The 12485-nt window shown below is 70.9% G+C and carries 12 protein-coding genes; 6 read left to right on the forward strand and 6 right to left on the reverse strand.

Annotation, left to right across the window (positions count from 1 at the left end; genetic code table 11):
• Positions 1–410 precede the first annotated feature (410 nt).
• Complete coding sequence (locus BLQ73_RS01895; RefSeq protein WP_176955218.1) at positions 411–1157, forward strand: C40 family peptidase; 747 nt, start codon at positions 411–413, stop codon at positions 1155–1157.
• 49 nt (positions 1158–1206) lie between these two features.
• Here BLQ73_RS01895 and BLQ73_RS01900 read toward each other — a convergent pair whose 3' ends face one another.
• Complete coding sequence (locus BLQ73_RS01900) at positions 1207–1389, reverse strand: hypothetical protein (RefSeq protein WP_093167610.1); 183 nt, start codon at positions 1387–1389, stop codon at positions 1207–1209.
• A 201-nt stretch (positions 1390–1590) separates the two neighbouring features.
• Between BLQ73_RS01900 and BLQ73_RS34815 the strand changes: the two genes are divergently transcribed.
• Positions 1591–1851, forward strand: coding sequence for an HGxxPAAW family protein (locus BLQ73_RS34815; RefSeq protein WP_093167612.1), 261 nt, complete (start codon positions 1591–1593; stop codon positions 1849–1851).
• Between the two features lie 132 nt (positions 1852–1983).
• Positions 1984–2589 carry a TetR/AcrR family transcriptional regulator gene (locus tag BLQ73_RS01910; protein WP_093167614.1) on the forward strand — a complete coding sequence of 202 codons (606 nt, stop codon included), beginning with the start codon at positions 1984–1986 and terminating at the stop codon, positions 2587–2589.
• A gap of 46 nt (positions 2590–2635) precedes the next feature.
• On the opposite strand, the gene BLQ73_RS01915 is transcribed toward BLQ73_RS01910, so the two are convergent.
• Complete coding sequence (locus tag BLQ73_RS01915) at positions 2636–4576, reverse strand: CHAP domain-containing protein (RefSeq protein ID WP_176955219.1); 1941 nt, start codon at positions 4574–4576, stop codon at positions 2636–2638.
• A 379-nt stretch (positions 4577–4955) separates the two neighbouring features.
• On the opposite strand from BLQ73_RS01915, the gene BLQ73_RS32030 reads away from it, so the two are divergent.
• Positions 4956–5666, forward strand: a complete 711-nt coding sequence (locus tag BLQ73_RS32030) for a PaaI family thioesterase (RefSeq protein ID WP_176955220.1) — start codon at positions 4956–4958, stop codon at positions 5664–5666.
• On the opposite strand, the gene BLQ73_RS01925 is transcribed toward BLQ73_RS32030, so the two are convergent.
• From BLQ73_RS01925 to BLQ73_RS01935, 3 genes are all read right to left on the reverse strand, one after another.
• Positions 5663–7342 (reverse strand): serine/threonine-protein kinase, encoded by a 1680-nt coding sequence (locus BLQ73_RS01925; RefSeq protein ID WP_093167618.1) that lies wholly within the window; start codon positions 7340–7342, stop codon positions 5663–5665. The genes BLQ73_RS32030 and BLQ73_RS01925 overlap by 4 nt on opposite strands.
• Positions 7343–7607: 265 nt before the next feature.
• The gene (locus BLQ73_RS01930) at positions 7608–8828 is read right to left on the reverse strand and encodes a serine hydrolase domain-containing protein (protein ID WP_245690715.1); all 1221 of its coding nucleotides are present in this window, start codon (positions 8826–8828) and stop codon (positions 7608–7610) included.
• Positions 8829–8932: 104 nt separating this feature from the next.
• On the reverse strand, positions 8933–9937 hold the full coding sequence (locus BLQ73_RS01935; protein WP_176955221.1) for an N-acetylglucosamine kinase: 1005 nt from the start codon (positions 9935–9937) through the stop codon (positions 8933–8935).
• Between BLQ73_RS01935 and BLQ73_RS32035 the strand changes: the two genes are divergently transcribed.
• On the forward strand, positions 9936–10109 hold the full coding sequence (locus BLQ73_RS32035; RefSeq protein WP_176955222.1) for a hypothetical protein: 174 nt from the start codon (positions 9936–9938) through the stop codon (positions 10107–10109). The two genes, BLQ73_RS01935 and BLQ73_RS32035, sit on opposite strands and share 2 nt — an antisense overlap.
• Positions 10110–10116: 7 nt before the next feature.
• Here BLQ73_RS32035 and BLQ73_RS01940 read toward each other — a convergent pair whose 3' ends face one another.
• On the reverse strand, positions 10117–10800 hold the full coding sequence (locus BLQ73_RS01940; RefSeq protein WP_176955223.1) for a TetR/AcrR family transcriptional regulator: 684 nt from the start codon (positions 10798–10800) through the stop codon (positions 10117–10119).
• A 154-nt stretch (positions 10801–10954) separates the two neighbouring features.
• Between BLQ73_RS01940 and BLQ73_RS01945 the strand changes: the two genes are divergently transcribed.
• Positions 10955–12385: an alkaline phosphatase D family protein gene (locus BLQ73_RS01945; RefSeq protein ID WP_093167621.1), complete on the forward strand. Its 1431-nt coding sequence runs from the start codon at positions 10955–10957 to the stop codon at positions 12383–12385.
• Positions 12386–12485 lie beyond the last annotated feature (100 nt).

Below are 12485 nucleotides of genomic sequence, written 5' to 3' on the forward strand. Positions count from 1 at the left end.
CGGCCGGTCTGGATTTATCCCACTCGAGTCTTCATGCTCAACGCTTTGCGTGGCACCCATGCCGCCGGTGCGGCCGTCGTGCAGGCCGTCACCTTTCTGTCTGCCGCCTTCTCTCCCGAGGAGTAGTCCACCCCGAGAAGGGGGTCCGCCCCGGTCGACCGGGTCACACCCCGAATACGCCGCCCGCGCAAGGTGTTTCGAGCATGCCGAACACCTCGCGCTTTCTTGTGCGCTGTTCCGCTGTCGTGTGCAAGGTTGCGGGACGGTGGGAAGTGAAGTCCAATGAAGGAAGATATGTTCCTTTTGGGCACTTTCGTGACGACTGTCGGGTATGCACTGGACATGAATGTTTGCGGGAGCATGCGAGGTCGTTCGTCGCTTACGGGCGGCATGGCATTCCGGAGGTGCGGATGACTGCCGTCGTGATGCTCGTGCTGCCGGTCGGCGGCATGCTGGCGGGCGCCGTACATGGTGGAGTGCACGGCATTGAGTACGGCGTCGAGCGCGGCGTTGGGCTCGGTGCCGTGCATGGCGTTGAGTACGGCGTCATCCGCGGTCGGATGAAGGCGGGACCGTCGTCGCAGGACGTGTCGGCGCGTGCCGTCGCGTTCGCGCACGCCCAACTGGGCAAGCCGTACCGCTGGGGCGGCACGGGCCCTCTCGCCTTCGACTGCTCGGGGCTGACGATGCGGGCGTATGAGGCCGGGGGCATCGCCATCCCGCGCGTCGCCCATCAGCAGTGGCGGGCGGGGATGCGCGTCGAACCGGGGCAGGAACGGCCCGGCGACCTCGTCTTCTTCCGCTGGCAGGCGCGCGGGCCGTCGCACGTGGGCATCGTCGTCGGCAGCGGCGAAATGATCAACTCGCCGAGGCCGGGCGGCGTGGTGCGGCTCGCCTCCTACAAGCGCAGGAAGGACCTGGTGGGCTTCATGCGCTTCGTATGGGAAGCCGCATCGGCCCCCGTGCCCACTCCCACTCCCACGCCTACTCCTTCTCCGACTCCCAGGCCTTCATCGTCCACGCGGTCGGAACGGCCCAGGGAACCCGCCGAGGAGTGGGGCAAGGGCCGTGGCGTGCCGTATGAGGAGTTCGACGAGTGGGATGAGGGTCGGCCGCGGTATCTCTACGACCGGCCGCCGTATCTCTACGACGAGTGAGGCGGGGCGGCAGACAGTGCTCCTCGCGCGGACGTGATCAGAGGGAGGCTCACTCCATGCCCATGGCCATCATCGCCAGTAGGCCCACGAAGTGGCCGACGACCACGAACACGATCACGAAGATGAAGACGAATTTCGCGGGACCGTGCTCGAAGTGCTTGCCCTCCTTGAGCGGCGGCAGCTTGGCTTGGCGCTCGGCGATCCGCTCCTCAAGCGGTTTGCGGTGGAACACCGGAACTCCTTCTCGGCCGGCGACGCGGCCGTGTCCAGCTTGGGCGCCTGGGTAGGGGGCATCGTCTACAGCCCATAGTAGTTGCACTTTCCGCCGACCTCCCCGAGGGTGGTCGACACCATCGGGGAGGCCAGGGACGGACCGGGGCACCCGATCTGAGAAGCTAGTGCGCAGACCGATTGCAGAGATAGGACGAGGGTCATGTCAGGGAATGGAAGTACCGGAAGCCACGGAGGAACCCCCAAGTCGTGGCTCGCTGTAATCGTGATCCTTCTGGGGAGCACCCTCAGCGGGGTGGGACTGACCGTGGGGCCGAACTGGCTGCTCGTCTGGGTGGGCGTGGGAGTCTGCGCCGTCGGCGGCGTGCTCGCCCTGGTCTTCGACATCATGTCCGACGTGATCGTGGACGCGCCTCGGGTGCCGCTGGCGGAGGCCGACCCGATGGTCCAGCGCGTGTTCTGAGCGCCGCAGCCCCGCCTCCACCGGCGGGGCTGATTTTTGGGTTGCCAACCTACCTTCCGGTAGGTAGTTTTTTGGTGTAGGCGCGACCACCCGGACCGGCCATGGGCCGTCGAGTCAGGACAGGGGTCTGAATTGTCACCTCGGCAGAGCGACACGCGGCAGAGGCTGCTCGACGAGTTCGCCGCCCAACTCCTCGAACGCGGTTATCCCGGCATCTCGCTCAATGAGATCGCCCAGGCCATCGGCATCCGCAAGGCGAGCCTTTACCACCACTTCCCGGAGGGGAAGGAATCGCTGTTCGCCGAGGTGTCCCTGCGTTACATCGACGACGCCCACGCCGTCCTGCGCCGGGCCCTCGACACCCCCGGCGGCCTGCCGTACCAACTGTCCGCCATCGTCGCCGGCTACGCCGGCGACGCCTACCGCTCGGCGATGGGCATGCGCATCTACGACAGCACGCGCTATGTCGGCGAGGACACCCGCACCCGCATCTCCAGCCGTTACGTCAACGCTCTCATCACCCCCGTCACCGACCTCATGGCCGACGCCATCGAACGCGGCGAACTCCGCCCCGGCGACCCGTCGTTCCTCGCCGCCGCGTTCCTCGAACTCGCCGCCGTCGCCGAACCCCTGCCGCCCGACGTCGCGATGCCTCCCGGCCAGCGCGCCGACCCCACGCCGCACCACGACCTAGTCCCCGCCGTCGTCGACCTCTTCCTGCGCGGTGCGTCGTCGTGACCGTGCGGTGCGTCGTCGTGACCGTGCGGGGCACGGCGGGCGGTTGTCAGGCGCGGCGGTGGCGGCCCTTCTGGGGGCGGGGGGAGGGCGCGGGCTCGGAGGTGGCGCGGTGGCGGCGGCCCCGGAGCGGGACATCGGGGCGGAAGTCCGGCTGGGGAGTGTTCGCGGCGGAGGCCACCAGCACGTCGCTTTCGTAGACGGGGGCGGAGAGGGGCTGGCGGCGCGGGCGCGGATTGCCAGACGGGCGGGTGTCGCGCGGGGTGCTGGTGGTGCGGTGGCGGCGGCCCCGCAGAGGCGCCTCGGCCTTGAAGGAGCCGTAGTCCTCGGGGAGGCGTTCGAGCCGGCGGCGTCGGCCTTGGTACGGCACGGCACCGCGACCGGGCTCGCCGTCGCGCGGGGTGTCGCCGGAGTCCGCGGGGTTCCCGAGCGCGGAGGCGATGGCGGCGTCGAGGCCGGCGGCCCCACGGCGGCTGCGTAGGCCGCGCCGGGATCGGCCGGTGGCGCTGAACGGCACGGACGTCCCCGGCGTGGCACCGACGCTCGCCGCGGGCTGGTCCCCCGGAGTGAGTATGGCGAGGTCGGTAAATGTCGGGCGTGATGTGGCCGTGGCGACGTCCGCGGGCTGAAGCGCCGAGGTGAGGCCGAGGCCGGCCAGGGCCGGGGCGAGGGTCGTGTCCGCGGGCTCGGTGCTGTGTACGGCGGGGGCCGTGAGCTCCAGGTCGGTGTGCTGGGGCACGAGACGCGTGAAGCGGGTGTTCCGGGTGGCCCGGTGAGCGCGCTGGGCCTCGGTGACCGTGGTGACCGGGGTGACCGAGGTGCGGGGGACACGTACGGCATGGGCCAGGCGGAGTCGGGCCTTGGCATGGGTGAGCACGGCGACGGCGGCGAGGACGAGTGAGCCGACGAGGGCCTGGGTGCCGAGTTCGGGCAGGGCGGGCAGGTCGCGGACGGCGGAGACCGGGGTGCCGCCGACGGCGTCGGCCGGCCGCGCCGCCTCGGTTCCCGCCTGGGTTTCCGGTTTCCGGTGTTTGCCCGGAGTGCTGGGGCTGGCCGGGGTACTCGGCGTGCTCGGCGCCGCGTTGGCCGCGGCTGCCGGGGCGGCATCGGCGCTCTTGCGGTGCTTGCCTGCCGTGCGTGCGTCGGATTGCGCCGGGGTGCGCGGTGCGAGCAGCGCGAGCACCTTGCCTGACTGGGGGGCCGCGGCCCCGGCGCTTTCGGCGTCCGGGACGGCTGTGGTGGCGCGCGGCGGGAGGAGGGTGAGCACGCTCCCGGACTGCGCGGAGGCCGTGGACGGTGTCCCCGCCTCGGCGGCGGTGCGCGGGGAAGCGGTGCCGGTGTCCGGGGCGGTCGTGGCGGGGCCCGGCCGTACGCCCTGCCCGACGTCTTGCCCCGCGCCCTGCCGTACGGCGTCCGCCGCGGGGGCGGCTATGCCGATCCCGGGGCCGGGGAGGCCGACGCCCGGCCCGCCCTGGACTGCGGCGGTGCCCGCGCTGGTGGCGCCGAGGTCGAGCACCTGCGCTTCGAGCCGCTCCTTGACCTTTTCCGGGTAGCCGTAGCCGACGACCTTGCTCTGGTCGCGGACCTTGCGCTTGGCCACACCGCCGTCGATGTTGCCCTCGATCGTGTGGATCCGCTTGCCCTCGACCCGCGTCACGACACCCACGTGGTCGATCTTCGAGATCTTGTCCGAGCCGCCCCAGTCGTAGAACACGAGCGCGCCGGGTGCGGGTGTGTGCCCCCAGGCGTCTTGCTCCTTGAACCACTGGGCGTGGGACACGGTCCAGGCGAACTGGCCGATCCAGTCCTCGTAGCCCAGCTTCTTGGCGGCCCAGGAGATGTACATGTCACACCAGGGCTGATTCGTGTAGTCCGAATCGGACTCCACGCTGTTGTACCACTTGCCGAACTTGGTGTAGCCGCTGGCCTTCTCGGCGTAGCCGAGTTCGCTTTCCAGCAGCTCGATGAACTTTTTGGTCTCAGGGGTCATGGAGGTAGGGGACCCCCTGGCAGCCCTGGGGGAGGGTCGCGCCGCCCTCGCGACCGGGCTTCCGGGTGGCAGGTCGATCGATGGCGCGTCACACGCACCGGCAGAGCCGGACACGGCTGGGGCGTGTGTGGCGGCACCACGGGTCTGTTGCTTCCGTGACCAGGTGAGACTACCGCGCGCAAGGTCAAGTTCAAGTACGAACCAAGGAAGTTCAAGCGGCAGGAAGACTCCCATGCAGCGCCTTCGGTATCCGAAACCCCGATTTTTACGGAGTTTTCGTCTCACAAGCCCCCAGATCGGCCCGCTAAAAAATCTTCCTTCCACGCCGGCCACGGGGTACCGAATGGCGTTCGGTAGAACGTGTTCTAAGGTGGAGCGCATGACTCTTGATCTCGACCTCGCCGGTGCCGCACCGACACCCGAGGGCAACGCCCGGATCTCCGTGCTCGCCGCGCTCGCGCAGCGGACCCGCGACCTTGTCGACGCCGTGGCGCTGACCGACGTGCCGGAGAGCGAGATCGAGGCCGTGACCGCGGAGGTGACGGCGCTCACCGAGCGTCTGCGCGCGGCGATGCGGGACGCGCCGCTGTCCTTCCGGCTTTCCGAGGACGGCGTGCTGACGCACCCGGGCAACGCCGTGATCGGTACGGCGAACCCGCACGCGCTGCCCCTCGTCATCGAGGCGACCCCCGAGCGCACCGTGCGGGCCGACATCCGGTTCCGCCCCACCCACGAGGGCCCGCCCGGAGCCGTACACGGCGGAGTGACGGCCATGGTGCTCGACCAGTTGCTCGGCGAGGCGGTCGTCGTGGGGCACTATCCCGCGATGACCGGCACGTTGTCGATCCGCTACCGCCGGCCGGTGCCGTACGGGTCGGATCTGGTGGGGTCAGCGGAATACACGCATTCGGAGGGGCGCAAGAGCTGGGTGGAGGGGCGCATCGCCCTGCCGGACGGCACGCCGCTGGTGGAGGCGACCGGATTGTTCATCACTCCGGCGGCGTGGCTGGACCTCGCCCCGCCCGAGCAGGCAGCCGAGCAGGCGGCCGACACGAACACGGGCCTCCCCGCGCAGAACGGGAGCGTCTAGTCTGAGCTCCCCGACTCGGGGTAGTCCGCCTGTTCATCGGGTTCGTCCGGTTCGCTGGGACTCGCCGGTTCCGTCGATGGCTCCGGGGAACGGGGGGAGTCCGGCTCGCTCGGGGGCCCAGGCCGTCGCGGTCGGACGGTGGGCGGCCTCTGCCGCGCGCAGGACGGTCCTTTGACCAGGACCTCCGCCACCTGTGGGCCGTTGGCCGCGGCCCGGTCGGTCATGAGGACGACGCCGAAGTAGGCGTGCGCACCGCAGGCCACGTGCCCGAAATCATGCGTCGCCGGGACCGAGTAGACGGTCCGCCCTGACAGGACGACCGACTCGGTGTGCATCGTCCGCACCGCGCCGCCGCCGTCGCGGCGCGTGAACATCATGCTGAGCCGTACGGGACCCCTTCCCGCGGTCCTGACCCGCATGGTGCCGTCCGCTCCGTCCCACGCGGCGATCCGCGCGTTGGTGACGCGTGCCGGGGACGGGGGAACGGATGGCCGGGCGGGTTCACGGGTCACCAGGGGGGAGGGGGCGAGGCCGGTGGGGGCCCTCCCGGCGCCGGTCGGGGGCGGGGTGGCGTCGGGGCCGGGGCCGGGGTCGCTGAGCGGCGCGGCCTGCGCCTTGGGCTCGCGGGGCGGCGGGGCGAGGAACGCCTCCCTCTCGGGGTCGATGCCGACGAGGTCGGCCAGCAGCAGGAACGTTGTGACGACCGCCGCCACGGCAGTGGCCGCGACCACCCCGTATGCGCGCGGCCGTATCCTCCCCGCGCGCCCGCTGAGCCTCCCCGTGCGGGTGCGCCGCCGCGGGAACGGCCGGGCCAGGGGGAAGTCCATCGCCATTGCCGTGGCCATTTCGGCGAGTCGGCGGCGTCCGCGTTTCTCCCAGTCGGGCCCCTGCGCGGCGACCGCCGCGGCGCCGAGCTCCTGGAGGAACTCCCGTGCGCTCGCGGGACGCCCGTCGGGCTCGACCGCCAGGCCGCGGAGCACCAGGCTCCTGACCGCCGGAGGCACGTCGTCGAGCGGAACCTCGCCGTCGGGTCTCCGCCCGGAGTACGGCGTCTGCCCGGTCAGGCACTCGTAGAACACACAGGTCGCCGCGTACAGGTCGGTGCGCACCGTCGGCTGCTCGCCCGCCCACAGTTCGGGGGCGGCGTACGCGGGGTCGCCTCGCCGCGGGGTCCGCTCCGGTCTCTCCCCGTCGCCCGCGGCGAGGCGCGGGGCGGCCAGGCCGAAGTCGCCGATCCGGCTTAGGCCGTCGGCTTGGACGAGGACGTTGGCCGACCGGTGGTCACCGTGCACGAGTCCTCTCTCGTGCGCCGCCGCGAGGCCCAGCAGGCTGCCCTTGAGGATGGCCAGCGCGGCCTCCGGGCTGGTCGCGCCATGTCTTGTGAGCATCGCGCCGAGGGGCACGCCGTCGACCAGTTCCATGACGAGCGCCGCCCGCGTCGCCGTCTCGACGTACTCGTATGTACGGATCACTCGTGACTCGTCAAGCTCGACCAGGGTCGCTGTCGCCTCGCGGAATCCCGCGAGGAGGCCCTCGTCTTTGCGCAAGGCGGCGTTCAGGTATCTGATCGCGACGTGGGCCCCGGTGGCGATGTGCGTGGACAGGTAGACCCTGCCGCTCGGTCCGTCGCCGAGCTGCCTGACGTCGTGGTACCCCGGCACAGACCAGGAACCCATCTCGCCCCCCGAAAGGCCGTGAACGTCTCGAAGGTGTAGGTCCCCTAAGGGAGCAAAACAATCCCAGGGGTGGCACAAATGGTAAGAGGTCGCTAATCGTAGTTGGTACGGATATCGGTCACTACCCGGGGATGGGGACGTTCCAGAGGCGCATGGGCCACATCCTGGAGGCCGGCGAGGTTTCACGGCCGGCCCTGTTTGCGCAGGCCAGGGTGGATATATGCGTTGACCATGGCTAAATGTGTCGATTTTTCGGGATGGGAACTCAGGGTAGCGAGTCGTAGACCGCCTCGACCAAGCGGTAAGCCCGCACGTTTCCGACCACCTCGTGCGACATCCGATTCATGATGTAGGCCATCCCGAGCCCGTGTACGGCGTCGCCCATGCCGAGCGCACCCCCGTATCCGAGGTGCCCGAACGCCGACCGCCGTGCGCGCGGCGGCGCGGGGTAGGCCGCCGACGGCAGCATGAACCCGAGGCCGAAGGCGGTCTCGACCTGCAGCACGCGGTCGTGCCCGCGGACCCGGGAGCCGGTCGCGTCCACCAGGGTGGACGGCTCAAGGAGCGCGTCCTCCACCAGCGCCCGGTAGAAGCCCGCGAGCCCTCGGGCCGTCGCCACCACCCCGGCCGCCGGCCATCCCGCGCGCAGCATCAGCGGGTGGTTGGCCCCGCCCTTGAGGCGGTGGATGGGCGGGTTGCCGAGAGCCCGGCTCAGCAGGCCGTCGGCGGACACGGCGTTCGCCCGGGCGTCCACGCGGGCGCCCGCACCGTCGTTCGCGCGGTCGTTCACGCGGTCGTTCACCCGGTCATTCGCGCGGTCACCCGCCGTGAGACGTGCGGCGTGTGCCGCCACCTCGTCGGGGGCGCCGAGCCACAGCTCCAGCCCGAGCGGGCCCGCGATCCGGTCCGCCACCATGTCGGCCACCGAACACCCCGCCGCCCGCCGCACGACCTCCTCCAGCAGGAAGCCGTACGTCAGCGCGTGGTAGCCGTGCGCCGCGCCCGGTGTCCACAGCGGCGCCTGCCCGGCGAGCCTGGCGGCCACGGCCGGCAGGTCGTCGAACTCCTCCAGCGGCACCTCGTCCTCGATGACCGGCAGCCCCGCCTGGTGGGTCAGCAGATGCTCCACGGTGATCCCGGCCTTGCCCCGGGCCTCGAACTCCGGCCAGACCGACGCCACCGGCGCCGTGAGGTCGAGCACCCCGTCCTCGGCCAGCAGAAGCACGGCGGCCGCGGTGACCGCCTTGGTGCACGAATACACGAACGCGGGTGTGTCGCGCTCCCACTCCCGTCCCGCGCGGTGGTCGGCGAGCCCACCCCACAGATCCACGACGACACGGCCGCGGTGGAACACCGCGAACGAGGCGCCCACCTCCTCGCCATCGGCGAAGTGCTTCTCGAAGACCTCGCGCACACGAGCGAACCGGGCGTCGCAGTGGCCGTGCACTCCGCCCGCCATGCCGCCCATGTCCACCGTGCCGCCCATGCCGTGCCTTCCATCGCGGTTCCGGACCCTCACCAGGCCCCCTGATCCGCCGAGAATACGGGGCGGCCTGACCGTGGAGGCACGAGGGGCCAGGGGGACGGGCCCTACCCGATCGGCGGGAGCGTCCTCGGGCGCACCAGCGCGGCGTGGAGCGAACGGGCCTCGGCCTCGGCGAGCGCGAACGCCTCGCAGGCGGCGAGCCAGGCCGCGGCGGAGGCGCCGTCCAGCGCCGCGCTGACCGGGCTCCTCCACATCTCGTCCAGGCGTGCCCGTACCGCGTCCTGGAACGGGCCCGGCGTGGTGAGCACGCTCCCGGCCAGCACGATGGGCGAATCGTCACTGAGGTCCCTCACCTCGCAGGCGCTCGCGACAAGGCGGGCCGCGGCCTCCTCCACGATGACGACGGCCATCGGGTCGCCCGCGAGGCTCGCCCGTGCGACGAGCGGCGCGAGCGCGGCCAGTGCCACCGGGGGGCCGGCCTGTACGGCACCGCACACCAGGTCGGCGAGGTCCCGCCCGGTCGCGACCACGGGCGGCTGGTCACCGAGCAGGTGCTCGACGACCAGCCCGGTCAGCGGGGTCGACGCCGAAGCGCCCCGGGCCAGGTGGCGGACCACCGCCTTGGCGGCGGCCCTGCCGACCCAGAAGCCCGAGCCCTCGTCGCCCAGCTGCCAGCCGAAGCCGTCGGCGATCGCCATCTCCTCGCGGTCGGCGATGCGGGCGCATATGGCGCCGGTGCCGGAGAGCACGACCGTGCCGGCGGGCTCCGCCGTACCGGCGGCGAAGGCCACGACGACGTCGCCGAGCACGTGGGGTGCGGCGGTGACACCGACCGACCTGAAGGCGGCGTCGAACGCCTCCCGCGCCTGCGGGTGCTGCAGCACGCCCGACCCGGCGAGGCCGACGGTGACGGCGGTGACACGCGCGGGGTCTTCGCCCCGGAGCGCCGCCGAAACGGCCTGGGCGATGTTCGCGCAGGCCAGGGGGATGCCTTGGGCGGCGGGATTGCCGCCTTCCGCGCGTCCCGACCCGAGGGGGACACCTGCGGCTGTGGCTACGACGGCGCGTGTTGAGGTGCCGCCGGCGTCGACACCGAGAACCAGACTCATGAGGAAAATTATTCTCATGGTCGCCGCGAGCGACGTGAGGCTCGTCCGGGAGACCGCCGCGCAACTCGATGTGGCGACGGTCGACCGGGTGGTGAGGGCCCTGTGCGAGGCCGCCACTCCCACCGTCAGCGCCCAGTCCTACACCCACACCGTCAGCGCGTGGGGCGCCTGACGGCGCCTCACACGGGTTCGCCCGCGGCCAGGCCGTCGAACAGGACACTGATGTAGTGGTCGGCCAGGTGCGCGGTGCCCAGCCTGCCACCGGGGCGGAACCAGCGCACGGCCACCCAGATGGCGTCCCGGATCATGCGATAGGTCAGCTTCGGGTCGATGTCGGCGCGGAGTTGCCCTTCGGCCTGGCCGCGCTTGATCTGGTCGACCCACATGCGCTCGACCACGTGCTCGGCCTTCACCAGGTAGTCGAACCGTTCGATCTGCCGAAGGTAGCTCCAGTCGTTCTGCATCACGGTGATGGCGGCCCGATGCGGTTCGAGGGAACCGAATCCGATGCGCACCATTTCGGTGAGGGTGGGGCGGGGCTTGCCGCCCTTCTCAATCACCGCCCGGTAGCGACTGATGAGATCGTCGAGGAAGGTCGAGAGAACTTCGTCGACAATTGTCTCTTTCGAGTCGAAATGGTGGTAGAGACTTCCCGACAGGATGCCCGCCTCGGTGGCGATCTCCCGCACCGTCGTCGCCTGGAAGCCCTTGCGCGCGAAGATCTCGGCGGCGAGTTTCACGAGATGATCGCGGCGGTCTGAGGCTGGGCCCAAAGGTGCGACGCGGGTCCTTCCTGCTTGCCGCCGGGGGGAGGCGGACTTGGTCGTGGGCGCGGTGCCGCCGGAGTCCTTGCGCGTGGTCACACCCTCAATTATGGACCCTTGGTGGAAATTTCGACTCAAGGTTGTTTTATCCAAGCACTTGCTAGGGGCTGGGGGAGTGCCGGGCTGAGGAGGGCCCGGTTGAGCGGCTGTAAATCGGTCACACCTCGCGTCACCGTACGCAAGGATCATTTGTATGTCGAAACTCGGTTATCCATTTACTCTGGGGGTCGCATCGGGCGATCCGCTGCCCGGCGGAGTGGTCCTGTGGACCCGGCTCGCACCCGAACCCCTGCACCCGGATCCCGAGAGACCCGGCGGCATGCCCGAACCGCCGGTGGAGGTGGCGTGGCAGGTGGCGGAGGACGAGGCGTTCACCAAGATCGTGCGCCAGGGGACCGCCTGGGCGACCGCGGATCTCGCGCACAGCGTGCACGTTCAGGTGGACGGGCTGCGCAACGCGACCGACTACCACTACCGCTTCTCGGTGGCCGGCCCGTTCGCCGACAAGGGCGCGCCCGTGGTCAGCGCGGCCGGGCGCACCCGCACCGCCACCGGGTCCTACGCCACCGATCCGGTGACGTTCGGCCTGGTGTCCTGCCAGCGTTACGAACACGGCTACTACACCGCGCTGCGGCACCTCGCCGCCGAACGCCCCGACGTGGTGTTCCAGGTGGGGGACTACATCTATGAGTACGGCAAGCCCAAGGCGCCGAAGCCCGGCCGCTACGTCCGCCCCCTGGCGGGCGGCGAGGCCGAGTGCAGATCCCTGCACGCCTACCGCAACAGATACGCCCTCTACCGCACCGATCCCGACCTGCAGGCCGCGCACGCGGCTGCGCCGTGGGTGACGACATGGGACGACCACGAGGTGCGCGACAACTACCGAGGCGTGCTGCCGGGCGACGGCTCGGACCCGGCCGCGTTCTTGCACCGCCGTACCGACGCCTACCAGGCGTACTACGAACACATGCCGCTGCGGGAGGCGCCCGGCGTGAAGGGGCTGCAGCTCTATCGGCTGCGGCCGTACGGCGAGGTCGCCGACTTCCTGGTGCTCGACGTCCGGCAGTACCGCGACGACAGGACCATGCTGGGGGCCGAGCAGGAGGACTGGCTGCTGTCGCGGCTGCGCGCTACCACGGCCCGCTGGTCGGTCCTGGTGCAGCCGCTGTTCTTCTCCCCGCGCGTGATCCCCGGGCGTGACCCGAAGGTGCGCTCCGACGCCTGGGACGGCTATCCCGACCTTCGGGAGCGCGTCCTTGCGACCCGTCCGCGCGGGCTCGTGGTGCTGAGCGGTGACGTGCACGACCACTGGGCGGCCGAGATCAAAGCCGACCCGGCCGACCCGGCGTCGCCGTCCGCGGGGGTGGAGTTCGTCGGCACGTCGGTCACCAGCAAGCCCCCCGCGACCGATGCGGCCGCGGTCCTCGCCGCCAACCCGCACCTGAAGTTCCACGACGGGCGCCGCGGCTATGTGATCGGTACGGCGAGCCGGGACGGTTTCCAGGTGTCTCACCGGGTGGTGGAGTCGACCGAGGTGAGGGAGTCCCCGGTGAGCACGGCGGCGACGTTCGCGGTCGAGGGTACGGCGCTGCGCCGCCAGGACGTGTCCGCCCCGCAAGTGTGAGGGAGATCGAACGGAGTCCGACCGGAGGCCGGCCGTGGAGCGTTCGACGAGGCTTGTGCTCGAACACGGGGAGGTATCCATTGTGAAATCAGGAGGTCAG

The organism is Sinosporangium album, from assembly GCF_900100605.1.
GTDB classification, from domain to species: Bacteria; Actinomycetota; Actinomycetes; order Streptosporangiales; family Streptosporangiaceae; genus Sinosporangium; species Sinosporangium album.